We start from the raw sequence: 25159 nt of genomic DNA, 5'->3' as shown, positions 1-25159 counted from the left end.
TCAGGGTGAGGGCTGCGGGGTCATGCGGTGCAGCCCCTTGCGGTCGTAGTAGCGGGTCATCGCGAACCCGAAGGCCACGGCCACCAGGCTGCCGACCGCGATCATGATCCAGGCGCGGCCGAGTCCGGCGTCGCCGCGGGCGTCGAAGAAGAGGATGGCGCGGACGCCGCCGCTGAGCTGGCGCATGGGCTCGAAGATGCCCAGGAAGCGGTAGAAGCCGGGGACCGCCTCCAGCGGGATGGTGGCCCCGGAGGAGGGCAGGCCAAGGACGATGAAGACGAACATGGAGACGAGCTGGCCGATCCCGCCGAAGGCCGCGTTGATGGCCTGGACCCCCAGGCCGACCGCGAGGCTCGCGCAGTAGGAGAAGATCCACAGCAGCGGCAGGTGGGTGGCGTCCATGCCCAGGATCGTGATGGTGGCCAGCATGATCAGGGTGGTGGTCAGGACTGTGATACCTGCGGTCATGGCCATCTTCAGGAGCAGTGTCTGGGTGCGGCTGATCGGCACGGTCGGGCGGCGGGTGTGCCAGGGGCCGATCTCACTGTCGGCGTAGCCGAGGGCCGTGTCGACGCCCATGCCGATGAGGTTGGCGCCGAGGAACCCGGCCAGGACGAGCAGCAGGGTGTAGTAGAAGGCGCTCAGGCCCAAGCCGCTGTTCTCGCCGATGGGGTGGCCGACCTGGGTGGTGATGCCGACGGGGTCGGCCAGGAGCAGGCCCGCGGTGGAGCCCGCCTTCTTGTCGGCGCCCGCCGCCTTCAGCTGCTCGCCGATGGCCTGCGACGACTGCTGTGCGGCCGCTGTGGTGATCTTGCTCGCCAGGGAGGAACCGAGGCTGCCCATACCGGGGTTGGTGAGCACCGTCATCGTCGGCCGCTCCGTCGCGCGCGTGGTGGTGAGCGCGGCGACGGAGTCACTGAAGTTCGCGGGGATGAGCAGGGCGCCGTAGATCTTGCCGGAGTCCAGCTCGTCCTGGGCCTCGGCCCGCGTCAACTGGCGCCAGTCGGCCTTGTCGCTCGATGTGTCGGAGAGGACGGTCCGCGCGACCTGCGTCCCCAGGTTCTGCTTCTGCCCGGGCGGGGGCTCTCCCTGGTCCGCGTTGACGACGGCGAGGGGCAGGTCGCGCAGGTCGCGGTTCGGACTGATGATGCCGCCCATGTAGAGCAGGGAGAGCAGCAGGGCGAGCAGCCCGGTCAGAACGGTGGGCACCAGCCACAACTTGGGACGGCGCAGGAGCACGGAGGCGCGGGCCTTGGTGCCTGTGTGACGGGGAGCGTCGTGACGAGGGGCGTCGTGACGGGGGTCGTCGTGACGGGGAGCGTTGTCGTCATCCATGGTGCCCAGCTTCGGGGCCGCGTGCGACGCCCGGCACGAACAACACGTTCAGGAGCGAAGGAAAGGGCAAATAGGGCCTGTTTCCGTTGGGAAGTTACCGCGGGTATTACGCCTCGGTGTGGTCCGGGGTGCTCGCCTCGTCGTCCGGGTTCCAGTCGAGGAGGCGCACTTTGGCGACCGTCCGCACATGCCTGCGCATCGCGGCCGCCGCCGCCCGGCCACGGCCGGCCTCGATCGCGTCAAGGATCGCGTGATGCTGGGCGAGGGAACGTGCGGGGCGCCGCACCTGGCGCAGTGACTCGTTGCGGCTCTCGGTGATCTGCTCGGCGATGGAGTTCATGAACTCGGCGAGCAGCACGCTGTGCGCGGCCCCGGTCACGGCGGCGTGGAAGAGCCGGTCGCCCTCGACGCCGTGCTCACCCGCCTCGATCTCCCGCGCCATCGTGTCGAGGGCGCCCCGCATCGCCCGCAGGTCCTCGTCCGTACGCCGCTCGGCGGCCAGTTCGGCGAGCTTGGTCTCCAGGGCCTCGCGCGCCTCGAGTACGTCGGGCAGCCGCCGCTTGCGCTCCACGAGCCGCTCCACGGGCTCGGCGTCCAGGCTGTCCTTGACCAGATAAGTGCCGCCGCCGTGCCGCACCTCGACCAGACCCTGCACTTCGAGTACGACGATGGCCTGCTTGACGGAGGCGCGGGACACGCCGAGGCGCTGGGCCAGTTCACGCTCGGGGGGCAACCGGTCACCGGAGTGCAGGCCGCCTTCGCCCACGTAGGCACGGAGCCGGTCGAGCACCTGCTCGTACAGCCTCGTCCTGCCCATGGGGCGCAGCGCGTCAGACATCCCAACCCCCCATTTCGGTCCCCATGCCGAATTTCGGTCCCCTTGCCGATGGGTCCGCAGCCTAACAGCGGCCGACCCAGTGGACGAGTGGCCAAGTGGTCCAGCCAATTTCCGTCCGATCCCTTGACGGCCGAAACCGATACCCCGACGCTGAGTTCCGCCAACGGCCAAATTGGCTCAGCCACTTGGCCACTGAGGGACGGCCCCAGGGACGGGAGCCCACGATGTCCGCCGAACTCATCTCCATCCTCGTACTCGTGGTGGTCTTCGTGATCGCCACCACCCGCTCCATCAACATGGGCGCGCTCGCCTTCGCCGCCGCCTTCGCGGTCGGCGAGCTGGCCGCCGATCTCGACGCGGACGGGATCTTCGCCGGTTTCCCCGGCGATCTCTTCGTCGTCCTGGTCGGCGTGACCTATCTGTTCGCGATCGCGCGCGCCAACGGCACCACGGACTGGCTGGTCCACGCGTCCATCCGCCTTGTACGCGGGCGGATCGCGCTGATCCCCTGGGTGATGTTCGTGATCACCGGCGCGCTCACCGCCATCGGCGCGGTCAGTCCGGCCGCCGTGGCGATCGTCGCGCCGATCGCCCTGAGCTTCGCCGCCCGGTACGGAATCAGCCCTCTCCTGATGGGCGCCATGGTGGTGCACGGGGCCCAGGGCGGCGGCTTCTCGCCCATCAGCATCTACGGCTCCATCGTCAACGGCATCGTGGAGCGCGAGAACCTGCCGGGCAACGAGATCGCGCTCTTCCTCGCCTCGCTCGTCGTCAATCTCCTCATCGCCGGGGTCGTCTTCGTCCTCTTCGGCGGGCTGAAGCTGGGCGGTCGCGACATGGACGACGAGTCCAAGTCGGCCGCGCGCGAGGATGGTTCGGGGCTCGATCCGGCCAAGATCGCCACCCTCGCCGCGCTTGTCGCCCTCGTCGTCGCCGTACTCGGTTTCGACCTCGACGCCGGTCTGAGCGCCATCACCCTGGCCGTGATCCTGAGCGCGTTCTGGCCCGACTCGAGCCGCAAGGCCGTCGGCGAGATCGCCTGGTCGAGCGTGCTCCTCATCTGCGGTGTGCTCACCTACGTCGGCGTACTGGAGGAGATGGGCACCATCGACTGGGCCGGTGAGGGCGTGTCCGACATCGGCGTACCGCTCCTGGCCGCTCTGCTGCTCTGCTACATCGGAGCGATCGTCTCCGCGTTCGCCTCCTCCGTCGGGATCATGGGCGCCCTGATTCCGCTCGCCGTGCCGTTCCTCGCCCAGGGCGAGATCGGCGCGATCGGCATGATCGCGGCGCTCTCCGTCTCCGCCACCGTCGTGGACGTCAGCCCCTTCTCGACCAATGGCGCGCTGGTGCTCGCAGCCGCCCCGGACGTCGACCGGGAGCGCTTCTTCCGGCAGCTGATGGTGTACGGGGGGATCGTGGTGGCGGTGGTACCCGCTGCGGTGTGGCTCGCCCTCGTGGTGCCAGGATTCGGATAGGACGAACCTCCATGGCCCTCGAAGGACCATCGACGACAACCAAGGAGATACGCAGCGTGAGTTCTGCCCATCCGCCCCTCTTCCCGACCCTCGTCGCGGGCCCCGACCTGCCCGCCCTGCGTTTCGGCGAGCGCTCGCTGACGTACGCCGAACTCGCCGCGACGGCCGGTTCGCTCGCCGCCTCGATCGGCTCGGCGCGCCGGGTCGCGCTGTGGGCGACACCGACTCTCGAAACCGCCGTCGGTGTGGTGGCCGCGCTGCTCGCCGGTGTGCCCGTGGTGCCGCTGAACCCAAAGATCGGCGAGCGCGAGCTGGGGCACATCGTGGCGGACAGCGCCCCCACGGTGGTGCTCGCGGCGCCGGGTGACGAACTCCCCGTACCTCTGCGGGCGTTGGAGCGTACGGACATCACGCTCACCGGCCCCGCGACGGCGTCGGAGCTGCCCGCCGAACCCGGACCCGAATCCCCCGCCCTGGTCGTCTACACCTCGGGCACCACAGGCCCTCCCAAGGGCGCGGTGCTGCCCCGCCGGGCCCTCACCGCCACCCTGGACGCGCTTGAGGACGCCTGGCAGTGGACGTCCGACGACGTCCTTGTGCACGGACTTCCGCTGTTCCATGTGCACGGTCTCATCCTCGGCATCCTGGGGCCGCTGCGCCGGGGCGGTTCGGTACGGCACCTGGGCCGGTTCTCCATCGAGGGGGTGCAGCGCGAACTGGCTGACGGGGCGACGATGCTGTTCGGCGTGCCCACCATGTACCACCGCATCGCGGAGGCGCTGCCAACCGACCCGGGTCTGGCCAAGGCCCTGTCCGGCGCGCGGCTCCTGGTCTCCGGCTCTGCCGCGCTGCCCGTGCACGACCACGAGCGGATCGCTGCGGCGACGGGACGCCGGGTGGTCGAGCGGTACGGCATGACGGAGACGCTGATGAACACGAGCGTGCGGGCCGACGGCGAACCGCGCGCCGGAACCGTCGGGGTGCCGTTGGGCGGTGTGGAGTTGCGGCTCGTGGACGAGTCGGGCGCCGAGACCTCGGACCCGCTGGAGGTCGGCGAGATCGAGGTGCGCGGCCCGAATCTGTTCACCGAGTATCTGAACCGGCCGGACGCCACCGCCGCGGCCTTCACCGCCGACGGCTGGTTCCGTACCGGCGACATGGCGCTGCGCGACGACGACGGCTATGTGCGCATCGTCGGCCGCAAGGCCACCGACCTCATCAAGAGCGGCGGCTACAAGATCGGCGCGGGCGAGATCGAGAACGCCCTGCTCGAGTACCCGGGCGTACGCGAGGCCGCCGTGACCGGCGAACCGGACGACGACCTGGGCGAGCGCATCGTCGCCTGGATCGTGCCGAGCGACCCGGAGCAGCCCCCGGCGGAAAAGGACTTGGCGGACCATGTGGCCGCCCAGCTCGCCCCGCACAAGCGTCCTCGGATCGTGCGCTATCTTCCGGAGCTCCCCCGCAACGACATGGGGAAGATCATGAAGCGATCCCTTCATGGCTGAGTCCACGCCCGGCGGTCAGGCGGCCGTTCGCCTGACCGCCCGCGCGGCCGTCGCCGCCGTGGCCGATCAGGACAGTTTCCGTGAACTACCCGCACCTGAGGGGGAGTTCATCGACGCGACGGCAGGGCAGGACGGCCCGATCGACTGGGAGGGGTACGCCGAGTCCCGCGCCCGTGCCGAGGAACGTACCGGCGAACGCGAGTCGGTGGTCTGCGGCACCGCCACCGCGGGCGGCACCCGAGCAGTGATCATCTCCTTCGAGTTCGGCTTCCTGGGCGGCTCCCTCGGCGAACGCACGGGCGACCGCATCGAGGCCGCACACCGCCACGCCCGTACCCACCGGCTGCCCGTCGTCTCACTGATCGCGACGGGGGGCAGCCGTATGCAGGAGGGCATGCGGGCCCTGGTCCAACTGCAGCGCGTGGCGCGGCAGTCCGCGCTCACCGGCGCGGCGGGCCTCCCCCGGATCGCGGTCCTTCGCGATCCGACCACGGGCGGCGGCTGGGCCACCCTGGGGGCAGGCGCCGACCTGATCCTGGCCCTGCCCGGCAGCCAGGTCGGCTTCGCCGGGTCCCGGGTGCGTCCCGCGGACACTGATCCGGCGGCGTACACCGCCGAGGCCCAGTTGGCGGCCGGGGCGATCGATGAGGTCGTGCACCCCGAGGAACTGCGCGAAGCGCTGTCCCTGCGCCTCGGGCTGCTGTCCGCTCCCGCTCCGGGTGCGGCCGAACCCCCCGGTTCACTCGGTCGCACCGACCTGCCTGCCACCGGCTGGGAGGCCGTGCGTCGCGCCCGCTCCCCCGAACGCCCGCGCGCCGCGGCCTACTTGGACGCCTACTTCACCGATCGCGCACCCCTGCGCGGCGACCGGTGCGGGGGCGTGGACCCGGGCATGCTCTGCGGCTTCGGGTCGCGCGCTGGGCGGACGGTGGCCTACGCGGCGCAGGGCGGGACAGCGACGACACCCGCCGGGTACCGCACCGCGGCCCGGCTCGTCCGGCTCGCGGGGCGGCTCGGCATTCCCGTCCTTACGCTCGTCGACACCCCGGGGGCGGCGAACGGAGCGGAGGCCGAACGGGCGGGCGCGGGCGCGGCGATCGCGGACCTGTTCGCCGCCGTCGCCACCGCGTCGGTGCCGGTCACCTCGCTGGTCATCGGCGAGGGCGGCTCCGGCGGCGCACTCGCCCTCGCGGCAGCCGACAACCTCTGGGTGACACCGGACAGTTACTTCTCGGTGATCGCCCCGGAGCCGGCCGCGGCGATCCTCAAACGGGGGCACGAGGAGATCCGGTCGACGGCCGAGCAGCTGCGCCTTCGCCCGCAGGACCTGGTCGAACTCGGCCTGGCCAGAGGCATTCAGGGCCCGGGGTCCATCTCCTCGACGACCTGAGCGGCCATGCGCAGACAGATCTCGGGGAGTTCCGGGGCGCTTCGGATCCAGTCCTCGGTGTCGATACCGGCGACGACGCCCGCCGTCCACAAGGTGGCGAGGAGACGGGTCGCCAGGTCACGCTCCGCGCCCCTGGCCTCGGGAGCCGCACGGCGGACGGCGACGATCGCCCGCTCGATCAGGGACGGCTCGAGCAGCCAGCGTATTCCCGCTCCCGCCTCCACGAGGAAGCCGGAATAGATCGCCATGAAGATGTGCGCGGTGTCGGTCTCCTGCTCCAGACCGACCCGTGCCTGCTCGGTGAACTGGGTAATCAGACCCAGGTGGTCGCCCAGATGACTCGACGGGGTCCCTCGGCTTCGCCGGCGTTCGCCATTGGTCATGTCCGCACCGTCCGTCCGCCCCTGGCGTCAGGATGTCCTGCCTATCTCCGGCCGGCCCCGGCCTTCGCCTTCGCCTCGGCCGGAGATCTTGCCACCGGCCAGCGCCTGCTCCACGGTGTCGTGGATCGCCAGCACGTCGTTCAGACCCACGATGCGCAGCACCGCGCGAACCACTCTGCGCGAGGCCACCAACCTGAGCGGAACCCCGCCCGCGTCCACCCGCTGCCGGAAGTCCTCAAGGACGGCCACCCCGGCCATGGTCAGAAACGGGGCCGCCGCCCAGTCCACGACCACCGCCGACACTCCGTCCCGCGAGGCGCGGTCAAGGAGGGCCCGGCACACCGCACGCAACTCCCACCGGAGCGGTTCGGCATTGCCGATGTCGACTTCCGGGGGCATCTGTACAACCAGACACCCCTGCCTGACGGATGTGTGAAGCGCCATCCGGACCACCCCCATACGGCGTCTCGACTTCAGAAGGGGTCATTTCGAGGCACAGCAGCAGTATGCCAATCCGGCCTCCGGAGTTCAGCCCACTCGGCCCAACGCTGCACGATGCATCCACCGCCGCGCGGTTCTTACGGACCCGTGACGAAGCCCCGTCGGTGATCGTCACCCCGCGTCGGCACGCCTAGCGTGGGCGGCATGCGCGTACTTGTCACCGGCGGCGCCGGGTTCATCGGATCGCACGTGGTCGAAGCCCTCTCGGAGCGTGGGCACGAAGTGGCGGTGTTCGACGCCCTGCTGCCCTCCGCCCATGCCGAACCGCCTCGGCCGCACGAAGGTCAGCGGTGGACCGTCGCCGATGTCCGGGACCGGGACGCGGTGCGGGACGCGCTGCGCGGGGTGGACGCGGTCTGCCATCAGGCGGCGATGGTGGGGCTCGGCAAGGACTTCGCGGACGCCCCGGAGTACGTCGGCTGCAACGACCTGGGCACGGCCGTCCTGCTCGCCGAGATGGCCGGTGCCGGGGTGCGGGATCTGGTGCTCGCCGGGTCGATGGTGGTGTACGGGGAGGGGCGGTACGAGTGTGCGCGGCACGGGGTCGTCCGGCCGGGTCCGCGCGCGGCGGCCGATCTGGACGCCGGGCGCTTCGAGCCGCTCTGCCCGGACTGCGGAGCCGAGTTGACCCCTGGCCTGGTGGGCGAGGACGCGCCCGCCGATCCGCGCAATGTGTACGCGTCGACCAAGCTGGCGCAGGAACATCTGGCCGCCGCGTGGGCCCGGGCGAGCGGTGGCCGCGCGGTGTCGTTGCGCTACCACAACGTGTACGGCCCCGGCATGCCCCGCGACACCCCGTACGCCGGTGTGGCCTCGTTCTTCCGTTCCTCGCTCGAGCGGGGCGAGGCACCTCAGGTCTTCGAGGACGGCCGTCAGCGGCGGGACTTCGTGCACGTACGCGATGTGGCGGCGGCCAATGTGATGGCGCTCGAGGCGGTGGGCGAGCGGGAGGCGGGGGCGTTCACGGCGTACAACACCGGCAGCGGTGAGCCGCACACCGTCGGGGAGATGGCGGGCGAGCTTGCGCGGGCGTTCGGCGGTCCGGTCCCGGCGGTGACCGGTGAGTACCGGCTCGGGGACGTACGGCATGTCACGGCGGACTCGGGGCGGCTGCGGTCGGACCTTGGGTGGCGTGCGGATGTGGGCTTCGCCGAGGGGATGGCGTCCTTCGCGAAGGCGCCGCTGCGCGGGTAGCCCCGCTGAAGGTTTCGCGACGGATGACGGGGGCTACGACCGTGCCGCCGGGAGCGTGACCTCGAAGCAGCAGCCGCCCGCCACATTGCGTACGGCCGCCCTGCCGTGGTGCGCCTCGACGATGCCGCGCACGATCGCGAGGCCGAGGCCCGCGCCCGCCGGGGGTGTGCGGGACTGACTGCCGCGCCAGCCGGTGTCGAAGACGCGGGACAGATCCTCCTCGGGGATGCCGCCGCAGCCGTCGGTCACGGAAAGGACCACGCCGTCCGGGGAGCGCGACGCCGCCACCGCGACGGTTCCGTCGGCCGGTGTACGGCGGATCGCGTTGATCAGGAGATTGCCAAGGACGCGGCTCATCTCCTTGCTGTCGACCTCGACAGGGACGGCCTCGACGCTGTCGCCGACGAGACGCACCCGGTACTCGCGGGCGAGGGGATCGACGCCCGCGAGCGCGTCGCCCACCAGGTCGTAGACGGAGATGCGGGACATCGACAGAGCCAGCGCCCCCGCGTGGATACGGGAGAGTTCGAAGAGGTCTCCGACCATGGAGTTGAGGCGTTCGACCTCGGTGCGGATCTGGCGCAGATAGCGGTCGGGGTCGGCCGCCACGCCGTCCTCGAGCGCCTCGGACATGGCCCGCAGTCCGGCCAGCGGGGTGCGCAGGTCGTGGGAGATCCAGGCGACCAGTTCGCGCCGGGAGCTTTCCAGGGCCCGCTCGCGCTCGCGGGACTCGGCGAGTTTGGCACTGGTCGACTGCAACTCCCTGGTCAGTGCGGCCAGTTCGGCGCTCACGGGTTCGGGCGGGGCGGCGAAGCTGCCGCCGTCACCGAAGGAACGGGCCGCCAGGGTCAGGGCATTGCTGCGGGCGACCACCCAGCGGCCCAGCAGCAGCGCGGTGGCGAGCGAGACCACGGCGGCCATCGCCACCACGATGGTCACCACGGTCAGGTCGTGCGGCGACAGGAACATCTCCCAGGCCACCGCGAGTGTCCCCGCCAGCATCGCGAGCACCGCGACGGCCGCCACGACGGTCATCGACACCACGAGGGAGCGGTGCCTCAGCAGGCGCAGCGTCAGAGCGCCGAGGAGTCCGGCGCTCGCGGCACCCAGGAAGGCGAAGAGGGCGATGACCAGGATGTCCTTCATGAGGGTCAGCCTTCCGCTCGGGGTGGTACGTCCAGGCGGTATCCCAGACCCCACACCGTCTGGATCAGCCGCGGTCTTGCCGGGTCGTCCTCGACCTTGCCGCGGAGCCTGCGGATGTGGACGGTGACCGTGGACAGGTCACCGAACTCCCAGCCCCACACTTCCCGCATCAGCTCCTCACGGCCGAACGCCTGCCCCGGGTGGCGAAGCAGGAAGGCGAGAAGGTCGAACTCGCGCAGGGTGAGGGCGAGTTCGTCCCCGCCTTTCGTCGCGCGGCGCGCCGCCGGGTCCACCCACAGGCCTGCGGCCCGCAGCGTGGCGACGGCCTCGGGAGCGCGGGCGGCGCGGCTGCGGCGCAGCACCGATTCCACCCGCAGGACCAGTTCGCGCGGGCTGAAGGGCTTGGTGACGTAGTCGTCGGCCCCTATCTCCAGGCCCAGGATCCGGTCATCCTCATCGCCACGGGCGGTGAGCATGATGACGGGCACAGGGCCCGTGACGCGCAGGCGGCGGCACACCTCGAGACCGTCCATGCCGGGCAGCATCAGATCGAGGACGACCAGGTCGGGCCGGAACACCCCGGCGCGCTCCAGGGCCCCGGGGCCGTCCCCGGCGCGGTCGACCGTGTAGCCGCCGCGCTCCAGGTAGCCCGCGACGACCTCGGCGACGGTCGGATCGTCATCCACGACGAGCACCCGGGGCGCGGGTGCGGTCGGCGTGGCGGCCCCGGTGGGAGCGCGGTCCTGCGGTGGTGGCTGCATACCGCCAGCGTCGCACCTGCCGCACGGAGACCGGCCGGTCAGGCGTGCTCCCGGTTGCCGACGTCCCCGTTTCGTAAGAACCTCAAGTCCAATATGTCCGGTTCGGATTCATAGGGTGAGTCACATGACCCCCTCCCCCTCCGTAGAACCCGAGGCGCACGACGGGCCCGGTGCGCACGACCCGCACACCGTTCGGGTCGATGTCGTCCTGCCCTGTCTCGACGAAGCCGCCGCGCTGCCCTGGGTCCTTGAACGCGTTCCCGACGACTGGCGGGCCGTCGTCGTCGACAACGGCTCCACCGACGGTTCGCCGGACATCGCCCGCGCTCTGGGCGCCACCGTCGTGCATGAGCCGCGGCGCGGCTTCGGGGCCGCCTGCCACGCGGGCCTCACGGCCTCCGACGCGGACATCGTGTGCTTCTGCGACTGCGACGCCTCCCTGGATCCGGGGCTCCTTCGGACCTTCGTACGCAGGGTGACGGACGGCGAAGCCGATCTGGTCGTCGGACGGCGTCGGCCCCAGGGACGCGGCGCCTGGCCGCCGCACGCGCGCGCGGGCAACCTGGCCCTTGCCCGGATGCTGCGGCGGCGTACCGGCGTACGCCTGCACGATCTGGGTCCGATGCGGGCGGCGCGGCGCGAGGCGCTGCTCGGGCTCGGCCTGACCGACCGGCGCAGCGGATACCCGCTGCAGATGGTCGTGCGCGCGGCCGACGCCGGCTGGCGGATCGAGGAGCGGGACGTGCCGTATCTGCCGCGCGCCGGGAAGTCGAAGGTCACGGGGACGTGGCTCGGGACGTGGCATGCGGTGCGCGACATGCGGGCCGTGCTCGCGGAGCCACCGCGGGCAGTCCCCGTCGGCTCCGTGGGCCCTGTCGATCCTGTCGGCCCCACGGGGCGGGCGTCGGGCGGTGCCGCGTGACCGCGTACGGGTCGACGACCCTGCTCGTCATCGCCAAGGAGCCCCTGCCCGGACGGGTGAAGACCCGCCTCACTCCGCCCTACTCCCCCGAGGAGGCCGCCGATCTTGCCGCGGCCTCGCTGGCCGACACCCTCGGCTCCGTCCTGGCGGCGCCCGCCCGCCGACGCGTGCTGGTGCTCGACGGGCAGCCTGGCCCCTGGCTGCCTTCCGGCATCGAGGTGGTGCCCCAGTGCGCGGGCGGTCTGGACGAACGGCTCGCCGCCGCGTTCGCCGGCTGCTCGGGGCCGACCCTTCTGGTCGGCATGGACACCCCCCAGATCACCCCCGGCCTGCTCGCCCCCGCGCTCGGCCCCGACGCCTGGCAGGACTGCGACGCCTGGTTCGGCCCCGCCGTCGACGGCGGCTTCTGGGCGCTGGGCCTTGCCGAGCCCGATCCGGAGCTGCTGCGCGGCGTCCCCATGTCGAGGCCCGACACCGGCGCCCTGCAACGCGCCCGGCTCACCGGCGCCGGGCTGAGGGTGCGCGAGCTGCCCCGGCTGCGTGACGTCGACACGGCCGACGACGCGGGGAAGGTCGCAGGGGCCGCGCCGGACAGCCGATTCGCCGCCGCGCTCGCCCGCCTCGCGACGGCAGCCGGGCACGCGGGCGCGGGCGGCGGCCGATGAGCACCGCGCTGCCGGACACGGCCCTCCGCGGGACCGGCCGAGCGGCTACCCCTTGGCGTGCGGATCCGTACACCAACGCCCTGCGCAACGGCCACGGCCCCTTGTTCCTGCGCCGCAGTGACGGCTGGCTGCTGCCCCTGGACGTCGAACGCTGGTGTGCGAGTGCCGACGCGGCGGACCTCTCCGCGTTGCGCCGCTGCGAGGGCAGTGTCCTCGACATCGGCTGCGGCCCGGGCCGCCTGGTCGCCGGGGCCGCGGAGCGAGGCCACCGCGTCCTGGGGGTCGACGTCAGCCAGGCGGCCGTCGACCACACGGTCCGGCTCGGTGGCGCCGCGCTGCTCCGCTCCGTCTTCGACGCGCTTCCGGGCGAGGGCCGCTGGGGGACCGCCCTGCTCATCGACGGCAATGTGGGGATCGGCGGCGACCCCACCGCACTGCTCAAGCGCGTTGCCCAACTCCTCTCACCTGCCGGCCTGTTGATCGCCGAAACCGTCCATCTGGATGTCGACGAACGCGTGGAGGTGCACGTCGACGACGGGCACGGCGCGCCGGGCGAGCTGTTCCCCTGGGCCCGTCTCGGCACCCCCGCCCTGCTGCGTCATGCCCGTCCGCTCGGCTGGCACCCGGCCGATCAGTGGACCGCCGACGGCCGTTCCTTCCTGGCGCTGCGCCGCGCGCGCCACGCCTGAAGCACCCGGCACAGAGCGGCTCCGGCGAAGAGCGCGGCCGTGACGATCAGCCAGCGGGCGAGGAAGACACCTGCCGGGAGCCCGGTGGCGGACTCGTAACGCCCCACCTGCCCGGTGACGAGCGGGAACCACACAAGGAGCAGCAGCCCGGACAGGAAAGCCGGTACGCGCACGAAGTTGATCCACCCCGCGCTCCACCCCTCGCGGGCACGCCGCCCCGCGGCGGCCCGCAGCGCCCGGTCGACGAGTGCGTACGCGGGCACGAACAGCAGATCGTGCACCAGCGCGGCACCGACGAACCAGACGGCGATCATCAGCCGATCGCCGTCCAGGAGGCGCACCCCCGCGTACCCGGCGAGCGTGAACGAGGCGAGCAGCACGAGGAGTTGCAGCGGCCCCTCGCCGTACCACCGCCGCAATCGGCGTGTCGGACCGGTCATCACAGCTCCCCGAAGGTCAGACGGGACACCCACTTGGTGTTGAGCACGCCGGGCGCGGCCGGGACGATGATCCGTGCCGGGTAGCCGTGGTCCGGCGACAGGTCCTGGTCGTTCACGTACAGCGCGAGGAGAGACCGCGGGTCGCGGACCTGGTTGTCGCGCAACGCGGCCTTGCGGAAGGCCCCGTGCCGCTGCAAGGACTCCACAAGCACACCCGGCGGGTCCTCGTCGAACCCGGCAAGCGCGGCGAGGTCACGCAGCCGCACGCCGCGCCACCGCTGATCCGACGTCGACCAGCCCTCGACGCAGGCAATGGGCAACGCGGCATTGTGCAGCGGGAGTTGGAGCAGGTCGCTCCGGGACAGGCTGACATCGTGCCGTGGTCCGCTGACTACCAGCCGCCACAGCTCGCCCGTGTCCCGCGGCTCGACGCCCACCTTCGCGGCCGTCTTGTTGATCTGAAAGCCGTTCGGTCCGTTCCCCGGATCGCCGCCGCCGTGCGGCGCGAACAGCGCGGTGCGGCGCAGGGGTCCGTCCACCGTCTGCCCCGCCGTCGTCACGAACAGCAGGGCGGAACCCGCGCCGACCATGCCGAGCGCTCCCCGCCGCGACAGGGTCGGCTCCGCGGCGCGGGGCGCCACGAGTCCCCCTTCGTCGGCCGGCTCGGGACGCGGATCACGCAGCCGTGCGCGCCATCCCGGTTCCCGCAGAACGCGTACGGCCTGGGGCAGGCGCAGCACGACATGGGCGAGGAACGCGGCGACGAACACCCAGGCGCCGTAGAAGTGCAGTGGATAGAACGAGCCGGGAAAGAGGTACTCCAGCTGAACGTTGAGGACACCGGTGATGAACTCGAAGAGGGCGCCGCCGACGAGCAGGAGCAGTGAGACCCGCTCCAGGGCGTGCCCGATCGACCGCGCCGGAGGCAGCGTGAAGAGCTTCGGGATCACCGACCACAGCTTCGCGAGAAGGACCGGGATCAGCGTGATGCCGACCGTGACGTGCAGGCCCTGGTTGAGGCGGTAGAGCCAGTGCGGGTCGGTCGGCCAGGCGAAGAGATAGAAGCCGAGGAGGCCCTTGTCGGGTGTCTTGTCGTTGACGGGTGACAGGTTCGGGTTGTACGCGGCGTACGACAGCAGGCCGGTCACGAACAGCACAGTGACACCGGCCAGCAGAACGACGCCGAGCACCGAGGTGAGCCAGGGTCCGCGCAGCGGGCTGCGCCAGAAACCGGGGTCGGCAGGAGAGGTCACACGTGGTGCGGGGGGCATGAATCGACCGTATGCCGGACCGGGTCCGCCGACGGGCTCACGACTCATGACGAAACGCTGACGTCGTCCCGCGGAGCCCCGTCAACCGCTCCACCTGCGCCTACCGTGCAGACGTGAGCACCACAGAGCGCACCGGGACCGCCGGGAGCACCGGCCGCAACCGTGACCTGGCCGCGGCCGGCATCGCGGCGCTACTCGTCGCCGCGGCCGTCGTCGTCGGCACCTCGATCGAGCACGCGGACGGCACACTGCACCTCAACTGGCCGCCCCTGTACGCCCGATGGGACCCGCACATCGGACCGGGCACGCCCGCCGCGCTCGCGGTCGCCGTCGCGGTGATCGCGTACGCCCCCGCCCTCACCGCCCGTCTCTCCTGGCGGCCCCTGCTCCTCACCGCCTGGGCCGCCTCCATGGCCTGGATCTGGTCGCTCACACTGATCGACGGCTTCCACCGGGGCGTGACACAGCGGCTCACCACCAAGTACGAATACCTCCAGGTCATCGACCGCTTCGAGGACATCCCGGCGACCTTGCGGGACTTCACCCGGCACATTCTGATCGACTCCCCCGACCACTGGCCCGCCCATACGGCGGGCCATCCGCCGGGTGCCACCCTCACGTTCGTCCTCCTCGACCGCGTCGGCCTGGGCGGGGGTGCCTGGGCCGGGGCCTTCTGCATCACCGTGGGCAGCACCGCCGTGGTGGCCGTCCTGATCACCCTGCGCACGCTGGCCGACGAGGCGACCGCTCGCCGGGCTGCGCCCTTCCTCGTCCTCGCACCGGCCGCGATCTGGGTCGGCGCCTCCGCGGACGGCTACTTCGCCGCCGTCACGGCCTGGACGATCGCGCTGCTCGCGCTCGCGGCGACGCGCGCGGTCCGCTCCCCCGCCGCCGCGGCCCTCGGATCGGGCCTGCTGTTCGGCTTCGTCTGCTACCTCTCGTACGGCCTGGTCCTCTTCGCCCTCGTCGCCGCCGCCGTCCCGCTGATCACGCGCACCCCGCGCCCGCTCCCGCTCCTGCTCGCCGGGGCAGCCGTCACCCCGCTCGCCTTCACCCTCGCGGGCTTCAGCTGGTGGGAGGCGTACCACCTGCTCGTCGAGCGCTACTACCAAGGGGCGGGCGGCATCAGACCGTACGGCTACTTCGTGTGGGCCAACCTCGCCTGCACGGTGCTGGTCATCGGCCTCGCGACGGTGGCGGCCCTGCGCAGGGCCGCGGCCGACGCCCCCGGCACGATCAGCCGTCTGCGCACCGGCCGAACCACACCCGCCGACCGTCTGACCACCCTCGTCCTGACGGCCCTCCTCGCCCTCCTTGCCGCCGACCTCTCCGGAATGAGCAAGGCGGAAACGGAACGCATCTGGCTGCCGTTCGCCACGTTCCTCCTTGCGGCCACGGCACTCCTTCCGACGGCGGGCAGGCGCTACTGGCTCACCGCACAGGCCGTACTCGCGCTCGCGATCAACCACTTGCTGTTCACCGGGTGGTGAGCCCTACGCAGCGCTCCGGTCGGAGGGCGGCCAGACGTAGGGCAGGTCGTCGGGGACGTCAGGGAAGAACGGGGTGTAGAACTCCGGCGCCTTGCGCACCAGTGCCGACCGGTGGCTGCGGTGGAAGGCGGGGTCCCCCAGCCAGGGTGGCAGCTCACCGGCGACGGCGAGCTGCTCCTGCGCACGGACATCGGCGCCGGGACGGTGCCGGGTGAAGTCGGTGACGAGCGTGGTGGCACAGGTGTCGGCGCGCCCCTCCGCCACCCACATCGCGCACACGTCGAGGCCGTAGCGGACCAGCGCCTCCTCGTAGCCGATCCACATGCGCACCGCGGGATGGTTCCGCCATCCGTAGCCGGGCACGGTCAGGCCGCGCAGCACCTGAAGGGCCTCGACGCGCTGCTTGCCCAGACGTGCCTGGTCCAGGACCGCGGCGGATCGCGTGAAGTCGGAGTACGGGAGAAAGGTCTGCACGCAGAATGCCTACCGCGGGCGGTCCGTTCCCAGACGGGCGGTACGGGTGGACTCAGCCGACGGTGGCCGGCGTGCGGTCGGGGCGACGGCGGATTCTCTCGACGCGGCGGACAAGGCCCCGGGCGCGGGCGGCCAGACGTGCCCGGGTTCGCTGCCAGGCCCGCCGGTGACGGGTCGCGGCCAGTTCGGTGAGCAGGAGTTCGTAGCGGCGCACGATGCGTTCGGCGTCGAAGCGGTGGGCGCTCTCCACGGCTGCCACGCCCAGGGCCCGGCGGCGCGGCCCGTCGTCGATCAGTTCCAGGAGGACGTCGGCCAGGGCCTTGGCGTCTCCGGGGGGTACGAGGCGTCCGTCGATCCCGTCCCGGATGATCTCGGCGGGGCCCAGGGGGCAGTCGGTGCTGACCACCGCCACGCCGCAGCGCATCGCTTCGACCAGGGTCATGCCGAAGGATTCGGCGTCGGAGGCGGAGGCGACGATCGACGCCCGGGCGAATTCCGCCTCGATCGGAGCCATCGGCCCCATCAGCGCGACGTGCTCGCCCAGGCCCCGGCTGTGGATGAGCTCCTGAAGGGGTTCCTTCTCCTTGCCACCGCCGTAGATACGCAGGAGCCAGTCGGGACGCTTGGGAGCAACGTCGGCGAATGCCTCGATGAGCAGGTCGAACCGTTTGCCGCGGACCAGACGCCCGGCCGCGGCCACGACCTTGGCCGTGTGGTCGGCGGGGACGACGGCCGGGTCGGGAACGATGTTGGGGATGGACAGGACGCGGACGCCCGGCAGCGTCAACCGTGCGCGATAGGTCGCCGCGTCGGCCTCGGTGGTGGTGACCACGGCGTCGAGTGTGCGGTAGTGACGGGCGAGTACCCGGCGCAGCGTCTTGCTGTGCGCGTCGTGCCGCAGATGCTCCTGAGCGATGCGCAGGGCGCGGCGCGGCGCGAAGAGAGCCAGGTAGACGTTGAGTCCTGGCCGCGTACCGATGATCACGTCGGCGTCGCAGGCCGCCAGGTAGTCGCGCGCCCGCAGGTCGTGCAGCCGGGTGTACTGGTGGTGGCGCCGGTCGGCCACGGGGAAGTCGCAGGCTGGTTCGGCGTATGCCGGGTGCTGTTCGTCGGTTCTGCCGACCCGGGTGTCGACCAGCGGCACAAGCCTCACCCGCGGGTCCACGGTGAAGCGCGGCGTCTCCCGGTGCCGCATCAGCGAGGCGATCTCGACGTCGTGGACGTCCGCGAGCGCCGACGCGAGGTTGAGCGTGGTGCGGATGGTGCCGCCGATGGCATAGGCGTTGTGCAGCAGGAACGCGATCTTCATGCCGGAACTTTCCCCCGTCGGCGGCGCCCGGCGGACCACTGGCGACGGCGACACGCTGACGGAGAGGGTAAAGGTATTCCGGCTGCCTGCTCACTGACCGTCTGCTTGCTCACTGACCGTCTGCTTGCTGCGACTCCACCGCCCTCCCCGGCATCAGGACGGCAAGGGTGCTGCGCGCTTCGCACCGCAGCGTCCGGCGCCGCCCCGTTCGGCCCGCCCAACTCACGACCCTGGACGGGCGTTGATGCGTTTCCTCACCACCGTGCCCATGCCTTCAACCGTCCACCAGGGTTACTCACCTCCGGTGAACATGTCGATCAGGCTGTGCGGTGCGCCGTCGCCGAAGAGGAGATCGAAGAGTTCGACGCCGTCGACGGCGGCCGCGGCGCTGCGGGGGAACAGCGCCTGCTCGTACGCGGTGAGCGCGGTCTCGACGTCGTCGGGGTGCTCGGCGAGCGCCTTGCCGAGTTGGGCGCCGTCGTACATGGCCAGGTTGGCGCCTTCTCCGTTCGGGGCGGAGAGGTGGGCGGCGTCGCCGAGCAGGGTCACCCCGGGCACGCGGTCCCACCGGTGCTCGACGGGCAGGGCATGGAGGGTGCGCAGTACGGGTGCGGTCTCACCGTCGGTGATGAGTGCGGTGAGTTCCGGCGCCCAGCCGTCGAACTCCTGCGCGATCCGCGCGGCGGCCGCGGCTGAATCGGTGAAATCGATGTCGGCGAACCACTCCTGCGGCTTGGAGAGCGCCACATAGGTGTGGAGGGTTCCGCCGCTCTCCCGGTGGGCCTGGATCCCCTTACCCGGCGCGAGCGCGAACAGCGACCCGCCGCCGACCGCCTTCGCGGTGGCCGGGTGCCGGATGTCGCCGTCGAACAGGTAGGTCTCGACGAACGATCTGCCGATGTACTCGGGTTTCGCGTCGGAGAGCAGCGGCCGGACCCGCGACCACGCACCGTCGGCGCCTACCAGCAGGCCCGTGTCGACCGTGGCACCGTCGGCGAAGGTCACCTCGTGGCGACCCCCGCCGATGGCACGGACCCCGCTGACCTTGTGGCCCCACCGGACGGTGCCGTCGGGCAGCGATTCGAGCAGGATCCGTCGCAGCTCACCGCGCAGCACCTCGGGACGCCCCCGTTCTCTGTCGTCGTCGAACAGGACGGCCCCGTCCGACGCCAGGACCCGTGTCGCCTCGCGGCCCTCCAGGACTAGGCCGCGGAACTCGTCCATCAGGTCTGCCTCCCGGAGCGCGGGCTGGCCGTTGTCCTCGTGGATGTCGAGCATCCCGCCCTGCGCCCGGGCCGTCGCAGAGGCCTCCGCCTCGTAGACCGTGGCCGGGATGCCGTGGACGTGCAGGACGCGGGCGAGCGTGAGGCCGCCGAGCCCGGCGCCGATGATCGTCACTGGGGTGTTCATGGTGGCGGCTCCTTCTCTCTGGAATGCTGTTCCAATCAGACTGGAGCGACGTTCCAGAGATGTCAAGCTGGAACATTGTTCCAGGCCTGTGTCAGGATGTGCGCATGGCAACCAGGACACGTCGCACAGAGCGACGGGAGGAACCGCTCTCCCGTGAGCGCATCGTCGAGGCGGCGATCGGGCTTCTCGACACGGCGGGCGAGCGCGGGCTCACGTTCCGCGCCCTTGCCGAGCACCTCGCCACCGGGCCCGGCGCGATCTACTGGCACGTCACGGGCAAGGAGGAACTGCTCGGCGCCGCCACCGAAGCCGTCGTCGGCACCATGACCGCGGGCACCGCCGGTGCAACGCCGCAGGAGGAGATCCGTACCCTCGCGCTCGGCGTGTTCGACGCGATCGAGACCCATCCGTGGATCGGCACTCAACTCGCCCGCGCCCCGGGCAAGTCACCGATGCTGCGGGTCTTCGAACACCTCGGACGTCAGGTCCAGGCGCTCGGAGTACCCCACACCGCGCAGTTCACCGCCGTGTCCGCGCTGCTGAACTACGTACTCGGAGTGGCCGGACAGAACGCGGCGAACGCCCGCGCCCACCAGGCACACCAGCCGGACACGGGCCGGGCCGAGTTCCTCGACACCGCCGCGACCGCGTGGGCGGACCTCGACCCCGCCGAGTACGCGTTCACCCGAGGCGTCGCGGATCAACTGCGCGATCACGACGACCGGGAGGAGTTCCTCGCCGGGATCGACCTCATCCTCACCGGAATCACCGCCCGCTATCAGTAGATGTTGGCCTCCACCGCAGGACCGTCGCCCCGCGTGCCGTCAACTGGATACGATCAACGGCCACATCGGGCGAGGCGGAGAAGAGGAAGCAGCGGTGACGGGGGAAAGTCGGGCGGGGCGGTTCGGCCGCGCCCGCGCATTCGGACGCGGGCTCATACGCACACGGCGCCGGGCCGTGACGTCGGGCGCCGTGATGGTCGTTCTGGTGGCGGGGGTCGGAACCTGGGCGTTCCAGGGCCCCTTGGCCTCCAAGGACCACTACTGCTGGGGCGCCTGGGAACAGGACAGCGGGCCCGACATTCTGGGCGACGCGGCCTTCACGGGCGACGACGCACGCAGTCGTACGTCCAAGGAGGCGCCGCCGACATCGGGGAAGCCGACGGGGTCGTGCACCCTGGCCGTGCGCTCGAGCCGCGTCTACTCCGGCGACGAGCTCGTCCAGGACACCACCGTCACGGTCAAGTACGGCAGAGCGCCCAAGGACGCCGGTACCCGTCTGACGTGGCTGAGCGACCACCTCGGCAACGGCGCGATGCCACTGCCCGACGGGCTGCCCGGCGCCGTCGCCGGGGCTCGCGGCCTCCTTGTGCTGCCGAAGCGGTGCGACACCCGCGACGGCCGCCCCACCGCGGTCACCCTCGACGCGCAGGAGCGGCCGGAGCCCGACGATGTGATCACGCGGTCCCCCGACCTCGGCGGCTCGCGCATGGTGACCGAACTCCTGGTGAAGGCCGCCAACAAGGGCATGGAGAAGGCGGGTTGTGCCCCGGCGGAGCCGTTGCGCACCACCTCCCCCGTGCTCACGCTGCCGGAGAAGAGTGAGACCTTCTACTCCGATCCGGCGTGCCGCATCAACGGCCTCGACCTCGATCTGGATGAGGAACTGGAGCGGCAAGCCCGCTATCAGGTCGGTGCGGTCACCGCAGACGTGCAGTCCTGCTCGGTACGGACCGGGCGCGCGGACGTGCAGTTCCTCGACGCTCTGATGGTCGCTCACCCCCGGATCGACGCGCTCCTCAAGGACCTGGCGGGCGACAAGGCACCCGCGCGGGGCTGGCGGGGCAAGGGGGTCCTTGCGTCGGACCATCAGCTCGTACGGGCCCGGTGCGCGGGGCGTCCGACGACGTTCCTGATGCTGGGCGCACCGGCGTACGCGGCCAAGGGGCACTTCGCCGCATTCACCGACGCCGTGTCGCAGCGGCTGGGATGCGCGGCTGTCGCGCCCGCCGCGTCCGCCGGAACCGAGGGAGAGCACTGATGACCGAGACGGACGGGACGGGCGAGACAGACGGGACCACGGCTGCCGCGCCCCCGGAGCCGCCCCGCCCCTGGTGGCACTGGCGGCGCCTCACGCGCGGGCGGCTGCGGCCCGCCGTCGCCGCCGCTGTCGCCGGGGCGCTGATCGGCGGGGCCGGGGTGGCCTGGCAGGCGCAGGCGGGCCCCTTCGAGGACAAGTCGGCGTGCTGGGGCATGTTGAGCGGGGACGACGTGGCGGACCTGTTCGCCGGCAAGCGGGACATCGGGGCGTCGGACGTGCCCATCACCTCGGACAGCATCTTCTCCGAAGGTCCTTCCGGGGTGTGCCGCCTGAAGTCGCCGCGCGGCCGACGGGTCACCGCCCAGGTCCATCAGCTCGACACCCGGTTCGGCGGCTCGGGCGACAAGTGGGCCGACGAGTACCTGTCCGCGCGGATGGCTCCGCTGGGCGGCGGACTCCTGGGCATGGCGTCGGACACGCGCGCGTGGCTTGCGGTTCCGGAGGGCTGCATCGGCAGGCAGTCGGACGGCGACGGCCCGATGGTGATCGACATGGAGGCGGGCTGGACCAATTACGACGACGAGGTCGACGCCGGTGAACGCGCCCGGCTCACCGGCGCCGTGGTCCGGCTCGTCAACGGCTACATGGCCGAGCAGGGGTGCGAGGGCGAGGTGAAGGACCCGGCGGACAAGCTGCCCGCGCCCACCCGCTCCAAGGGCGAGGGGCCCGACGCGTTCTGCGGCGTCAAGGGGCTGCGCCTGGAGGGCACGCGGGAGGCCGACAAGTTCAATCCGCCGGTGGTGACGGCGGGCGCAGGTCCCGTACGGACCTGCGACCGCGATGTCCTCTTCGGCCACCCCCGGCTGCGGCTCATGACGGTCGAGGACCCGCGCCTCGCCGCGCTCTACGCAGGCCTGAGGTACAAGGGCGGCCCCAAGATCAAGGCTGTGGGCGGCGCCCGGGGGACGGGCTTCCTGCGGGAGGACTTCGGCCTCTTCCAGGCCGAGTGCCAGACCGGCGACGTCACCTTCCTCATCCGGGCCGACGGCACGGAACGCGCCGCCGACATCCGTACGCTCCTGCCCCGCTATGTGGCCAAGGAGGCGGACCGTATCGGCTGCGGACCCCTTCGGATCAAGCTGCCCGCATGACATCGGTTCCGGCTTTCGCCCGAGTCAGCGCCCACAGCACGAGCCCGAGGCAGCTGAACACGGCTCCCAGCGCGCAGACGGCGCCCCAGCCGGCTGCCCGCGTCCGGGGGCAGCGCGCCGGGTACGCATCCGAAGGGCTGAGCCAGGGACCTCTTGAGTGTCGACAGACTTCTCAGTGTCCGCGGAACGCCTCCTCGAGCCACCACGCGCCGTGCTCCCGCACCACTTTGGCGTCGACGAGCAGCGGCGCCGTCCGCGGGCCCGCGACCCAGTCCTGTACGGCCTTCAGGTCGGCGGGCGTGCGTACGGTCACGGCCTCGAAGCCGTAGCCGCGAGCCACGGCGGCGATGTCGGTGGGCGGGAACTCGACTGTGCCGAGCGGGAATCCGTGCGGACCGAAGTGATGCACCTCCGCTCCGTAGGCCTCGTCGTTGTAGACCACGATCACCATGGGCAGTCCGATCCTGCGCACCGTGTCTAGTTCGACGGCGCTCATCAACGTCCCACCGTCGCCTAGCGCGGCCACCGCGAGCCGGTCCGGGCGGGCCAGGGCCGCGCCGATCGTGGTGGCGAGGCCGAGGCCGATGGACTGGAAGGCCTGTGTGAAGCAGAGGCCCTGTTCGTCGGGGACGGAGAGGTACATCGTCGGGTAGCCCATGAAGTTGCCCGAGTCGACGCCGATCACCCGCCGCGCGGGAAGGATGTCGTCGAGGGCGATGCTGAGCGTGCGCGGGTCGATGCGGTCGCGGGTGCCGGTGTCGTCGTACGGGATGTCGCGCCAGCGCAGTCGCGTGGCCAGGGCGTCGGCGGTATCGGGGGTGCGGTAGCCGCCGGCGCCGTCGTCCCCCAGCGCGGTGTGCGTCCTCTCCGCCGTCAGGAGCACGTCGCCGGTGATCCCGAGGTGGACGGGGCGGTGCGCGCCGAGCGCCGTGGGTTCGTCGTCGACCTGGACCAGGGTCGTGTCCGGGCCGATCAGCCGACCGTGCCGCGTCGTCCACATGGTCAGCGAACAGCCCAACGCCACGATCACGTCGGCGCCTTGGATCAACTCGGCGGCGAGCGGCGAGGAGAACCCGCCCGCCACATCGAGCGACCACGGATTGCCTTGAAACAGGCCGCGGGCCACCGCCGATGTCGCGAGCAGCGCACCGCAGCGCTCGGCGAGCGCCTCCACCGCCCGGCGGCAGTCGGGGCCGCGCGCACCGCGTCCGGCGACGAGGACCGGGCGCTCGGCGTGCACGAGGATCTGGGCGAGGGCCGCGATGTCGTCGTCGGCGGGTTCGACGGCCGGGCGCGGAGGCGGAGGTACGACGGCGGCCAGGGCTCGGTCCGGGTCCGCGACGTCCAGTGCCTGTACGTCGAGCGGGAGGTTGAGCACGACCGTGCACCGCTCATGGGCGGCCCGGTGCACGGCGGCAGACGCCTGCGCGACGGCATCGGCCGCCGACGTCACGCGCTCGCTGCGAGCACCGACCGCCTGCACCAACGCGGCTTGATCGACACGAAAGTTGGAGCGCGGGTCTGTGGCCTCCGCCGCGAGAACGACGAGCGGTGTACGGCTCTTGGCCGCCTCGCCGATCCCGGTGAGGGCATTCGTGAGCCCGCACCCCTGGTGCACGCTGACCACCGCCACCTCGCCCCGCACCCGGGCGTACGCGTCCGCCATGGTGGCCGCGCCGCCCTCGTGGCGCGCCGCGACGAACCGCGCCCCGGCCGCCACCATCGCGTTGGTGGCATGGAAGTTGCCGGAGCCCACCACGCCGAAGACCTGGCCGACCCCGGCCGCGACCAGGGCCCGCCCGACCGCTTCGGCGACCTTCACGACTGCCGCCCCGCCCGTTCGACGAGGGCGAGCACCCGCGCCGGCGACCCGGAGCCCGAGACGATGGGCAGCGGCCCCGCGATCACGACGGCCCCGGTCGGCGGCAGCTCCGCCAGGTTCTGGAGCTGCGTCAGGCCGTACTTGCCGCTGCCCATGAGGTACGAGTGGCAGGGGAACGCGGGCTCGAACGCGGGCGCCCGGCCCGCGTCGGTGCCCACCGTCTCCACTCCGAGCCCGGCCACCGGCGACTCCTCTGCCACCCAGCGGGCGCACGCGGCGGACAGGCCGGGCGTGTGCGGTCCGTTCTCGTCGGCGTTGAGGAACGGCTCCTGCGCGTACGACCTGCTGTCCCACCCGGTCCGCACCAGGAGCCACCCGCCGTCGGGCAGCGCCCCGTGCCGGTTCTGCCAGGCCTGTATGTGTTCCACCTCGACGAGGAAGTCGGGGTCCTTGGCGACCTCGTCGCTGACGTCGAGCACCACCGCGGGCGCCACCAGCTGGTGGGCGGGCACCGAGGCGACGTCCGCGAGGTCCTTGCCGGTGACCCAGTGGTTGGGGGCGTCGAAGTGGGTGCCGGTGTGCTCGCCGGTGCGGAAGTTGTTCCAGTACCAGGCGGGCCCCCGCTCGTCGTAGCGGCTGATCTCCTCCAGTTCGAATACCTTGGTCTGCCCGTACTCGGGGGGCAGTTCGAGGACGGGCGTGGTGGACGACAACGGCGCGGTGAGGTCGACGACTTCGATCGCGCCACCACGCAACCCGGCCACCAGGGCGGCGAGAACGGACGGTGACGAGGAACCCGATGCTGCTGCGGATGCTGACGTCTGTTCGGACATGTCTGCATCCTGAAGGCAGTGGCAGGGTCGCACAATGGCCCGGCACGTGGTCGGCGGCGCGGGGCTCCTGCACTGCGCCGGACGAGGAGAGAACGGAGCCCTTCGA

Annotated in this window: 24 protein-coding genes; 11 read left to right on the top strand and 13 right to left on the bottom strand. The window is 71.7% G+C overall.

Annotation, left to right across the window (positions count from 1 at the left end):
* Both ACFQ7F_RS01975 and ACFQ7F_RS01970 read right to left on the bottom strand, forming a co-directional pair.
* Entirely contained in the window at positions 1 to 1335 is a 1335-nt protein-coding gene (locus ACFQ7F_RS01975) for a YhgE/Pip domain-containing protein (protein ID WP_383264604.1), read from the bottom strand.
* 106 nt (positions 1336 to 1441) lie between these two features.
* Entirely contained in the window at positions 1442 to 2173 is a 732-nt protein-coding gene (locus ACFQ7F_RS01970; protein ID WP_383264602.1) for a FadR/GntR family transcriptional regulator, read from the bottom strand.
* Positions 2174 to 2397: 224 nt separating this feature from the next.
* Here ACFQ7F_RS01970 and ACFQ7F_RS01965 point away from each other — a divergent pair, with 224 nt between their 5' ends.
* The 3 genes from ACFQ7F_RS01965 to ACFQ7F_RS01955 are packed head-to-tail and all read left to right on the top strand — an operon-like array spanning position 2398 to position 6549.
* A complete protein-coding gene (locus ACFQ7F_RS01965; protein ID WP_383264600.1) occupies positions 2398 to 3651 on the top strand; it encodes an SLC13 family permease in 1254 nt (417 codons plus the stop codon).
* A gap of 56 nt (positions 3652 to 3707) precedes the next feature.
* Positions 3708 to 5159, top strand: a complete 1452-nt coding sequence (locus tag ACFQ7F_RS01960; RefSeq protein WP_383264597.1) for an acyl-CoA synthetase — start codon at positions 3708 to 3710, stop codon at positions 5157 to 5159.
* Positions 5152 to 6549, top strand: coding sequence for a carboxyl transferase domain-containing protein (locus tag ACFQ7F_RS01955; RefSeq protein WP_383264594.1), 1398 nt, complete (start codon positions 5152 to 5154; stop codon positions 6547 to 6549). The genes ACFQ7F_RS01960 and ACFQ7F_RS01955 overlap by 8 nt, the downstream gene beginning before the upstream one ends.
* Here the strand turns inward: ACFQ7F_RS01955 and ACFQ7F_RS01950 are convergent.
* The gene (locus ACFQ7F_RS01950) at positions 6516 to 6932 is read right to left on the bottom strand and encodes a hypothetical protein (protein WP_383264592.1); all 417 of its coding nucleotides are present in this window, start codon (positions 6930 to 6932) and stop codon (positions 6516 to 6518) included. The genes ACFQ7F_RS01955 and ACFQ7F_RS01950 overlap by 34 nt on opposite strands.
* Positions 6933 to 6959: 27 nt before the next feature.
* Entirely contained in the window at positions 6960 to 7376 is a 417-nt protein-coding gene (locus tag ACFQ7F_RS01945; RefSeq protein ID WP_383264589.1) for an STAS domain-containing protein, read from the bottom strand.
* A gap of 201 nt (positions 7377 to 7577) precedes the next feature.
* Here ACFQ7F_RS01945 and ACFQ7F_RS01940 point away from each other — a divergent pair, with 201 nt between their 5' ends.
* Entirely contained in the window at positions 7578 to 8627 is a 1050-nt protein-coding gene (locus ACFQ7F_RS01940) for an NAD-dependent epimerase/dehydratase family protein (RefSeq protein ID WP_383264586.1), read from the top strand.
* A gap of 33 nt (positions 8628 to 8660) precedes the next feature.
* Here the strand turns inward: ACFQ7F_RS01940 and ACFQ7F_RS01935 are convergent, their stop codons facing one another.
* Positions 8661 to 9773: a sensor histidine kinase gene (locus tag ACFQ7F_RS01935; protein WP_383264584.1), complete on the bottom strand. Its 1113-nt coding sequence runs from the start codon at positions 9771 to 9773 to the stop codon at positions 8661 to 8663.
* Positions 9774 to 9778: 5 nt separating this feature from the next.
* Positions 9779 to 10534 carry a response regulator transcription factor gene (locus tag ACFQ7F_RS01930; protein ID WP_383264581.1) on the bottom strand — a complete coding sequence of 252 codons (756 nt, stop codon included), beginning with the start codon at positions 10532 to 10534 and terminating at the stop codon, positions 9779 to 9781.
* Positions 10535 to 10658: 124 nt separating this feature from the next.
* On the opposite strand from ACFQ7F_RS01930, the gene ACFQ7F_RS01925 reads away from it, so the two are divergent.
* From ACFQ7F_RS01925 to ACFQ7F_RS01915, 3 genes are read left to right on the top strand one after another with little or no spacing between them, the layout of a single operon-like run.
* Entirely contained in the window at positions 10659 to 11456 is a 798-nt protein-coding gene (locus ACFQ7F_RS01925; protein WP_383264578.1) for a glycosyltransferase family 2 protein, read from the top strand.
* A complete protein-coding gene (locus tag ACFQ7F_RS01920) occupies positions 11453 to 12121 on the top strand; it encodes a DUF2064 domain-containing protein (RefSeq protein ID WP_383264575.1) in 669 nt (222 codons plus the stop codon). The genes ACFQ7F_RS01925 and ACFQ7F_RS01920 overlap by 4 nt, the downstream gene beginning before the upstream one ends.
* Entirely contained in the window at positions 12118 to 12810 is a 693-nt protein-coding gene (locus tag ACFQ7F_RS01915; RefSeq protein ID WP_383264572.1) for a class I SAM-dependent methyltransferase, read from the top strand. The genes ACFQ7F_RS01920 and ACFQ7F_RS01915 overlap by 4 nt, the downstream gene beginning before the upstream one ends.
* On the opposite strand, the gene ACFQ7F_RS01910 is transcribed toward ACFQ7F_RS01915, so the two are convergent.
* Together ACFQ7F_RS01910 and ACFQ7F_RS01905 are read right to left on the bottom strand one after the other, a co-directional pair.
* Positions 12753 to 13250, bottom strand: coding sequence for a hypothetical protein (locus tag ACFQ7F_RS01910; RefSeq protein ID WP_383264570.1), 498 nt, complete (start codon positions 13248 to 13250; stop codon positions 12753 to 12755). The genes ACFQ7F_RS01915 and ACFQ7F_RS01910 overlap by 58 nt on opposite strands.
* Complete coding sequence (locus ACFQ7F_RS01905) at positions 13250 to 14521, bottom strand: molybdopterin-dependent oxidoreductase (RefSeq protein WP_383264567.1); 1272 nt, start codon at positions 14519 to 14521, stop codon at positions 13250 to 13252. The genes ACFQ7F_RS01910 and ACFQ7F_RS01905 overlap by 1 nt, the downstream gene beginning before the upstream one ends.
* Before the next feature lie 113 nt (positions 14522 to 14634).
* On the opposite strand from ACFQ7F_RS01905, the gene ACFQ7F_RS01900 reads away from it, so the two are divergent.
* Positions 14635 to 16011: a hypothetical protein gene (locus tag ACFQ7F_RS01900; protein ID WP_383264564.1), complete on the top strand. Its 1377-nt coding sequence runs from the start codon at positions 14635 to 14637 to the stop codon at positions 16009 to 16011.
* Positions 16012 to 16014: 3 nt separating this feature from the next.
* Here the strand turns inward: ACFQ7F_RS01900 and ACFQ7F_RS01895 are convergent, their stop codons facing one another.
* The 3 genes from ACFQ7F_RS01895 to ACFQ7F_RS01885 form a co-directional block, all read right to left on the bottom strand.
* The gene (locus ACFQ7F_RS01895; RefSeq protein ID WP_383264561.1) at positions 16015 to 16485 is read right to left on the bottom strand and encodes an MSMEG_6728 family protein; all 471 of its coding nucleotides are present in this window, start codon (positions 16483 to 16485) and stop codon (positions 16015 to 16017) included.
* A gap of 52 nt (positions 16486 to 16537) precedes the next feature.
* The gene (locus tag ACFQ7F_RS01890; RefSeq protein ID WP_383264558.1) at positions 16538 to 17794 is read right to left on the bottom strand and encodes a glycosyltransferase family 4 protein; all 1257 of its coding nucleotides are present in this window, start codon (positions 17792 to 17794) and stop codon (positions 16538 to 16540) included.
* 291 nt (positions 17795 to 18085) lie between these two features.
* Positions 18086 to 19204 (bottom strand): FAD-dependent oxidoreductase, encoded by a 1119-nt coding sequence (locus ACFQ7F_RS01885; RefSeq protein WP_383264555.1) that lies wholly within the window; start codon positions 19202 to 19204, stop codon positions 18086 to 18088.
* Between the two features lie 104 nt (positions 19205 to 19308).
* Between ACFQ7F_RS01885 and ACFQ7F_RS01880 the strand changes: the two genes are divergently transcribed.
* The 3 genes from ACFQ7F_RS01880 to ACFQ7F_RS01870 all read left to right on the top strand — a co-directional run bounded on the left by ACFQ7F_RS01880 (position 19309) and on the right by ACFQ7F_RS01870 (position 22398).
* Positions 19309 to 19989: a TetR/AcrR family transcriptional regulator gene (locus ACFQ7F_RS01880; protein WP_383264552.1), complete on the top strand. Its 681-nt coding sequence runs from the start codon at positions 19309 to 19311 to the stop codon at positions 19987 to 19989.
* Between the two features lie 94 nt (positions 19990 to 20083).
* Complete coding sequence (locus ACFQ7F_RS01875; RefSeq protein ID WP_383264549.1) at positions 20084 to 21247, top strand: hypothetical protein; 1164 nt, start codon at positions 20084 to 20086, stop codon at positions 21245 to 21247.
* Positions 21247 to 22398, top strand: coding sequence for a hypothetical protein (locus tag ACFQ7F_RS01870; protein ID WP_383264546.1), 1152 nt, complete (start codon positions 21247 to 21249; stop codon positions 22396 to 22398). The genes ACFQ7F_RS01875 and ACFQ7F_RS01870 overlap by 1 nt, the downstream gene beginning before the upstream one ends.
* A 172-nt stretch (positions 22399 to 22570) precedes the next feature.
* On the opposite strand, the gene ACFQ7F_RS01865 is transcribed toward ACFQ7F_RS01870, so the two are convergent.
* Together ACFQ7F_RS01865 and ACFQ7F_RS01860 are read right to left on the bottom strand one after the other, a co-directional pair.
* Complete coding sequence (locus ACFQ7F_RS01865; RefSeq protein ID WP_383264544.1) at positions 22571 to 24220, bottom strand: thiamine pyrophosphate-binding protein; 1650 nt, start codon at positions 24218 to 24220, stop codon at positions 22571 to 22573.
* On the bottom strand, positions 24217 to 25053 hold the full coding sequence (locus ACFQ7F_RS01860; RefSeq protein WP_383264541.1) for a cyclase family protein: 837 nt from the start codon (positions 25051 to 25053) through the stop codon (positions 24217 to 24219). The genes ACFQ7F_RS01865 and ACFQ7F_RS01860 overlap by 4 nt, the downstream gene beginning before the upstream one ends.
* Positions 25054 to 25159: the final 106 nt, after the last annotated feature.

Origin of the sequence: Streptomyces sp. NPDC056486 (genome assembly GCF_042795295.1) — a bacterium.
Taxonomy (GTDB): Bacteria; Actinomycetota; Actinomycetes; order Streptomycetales; family Streptomycetaceae; genus Streptomyces.
Note: the sequence above shows the minus strand (reverse complement) of the source record. Positions and strands in the feature narration are given on the sequence as shown.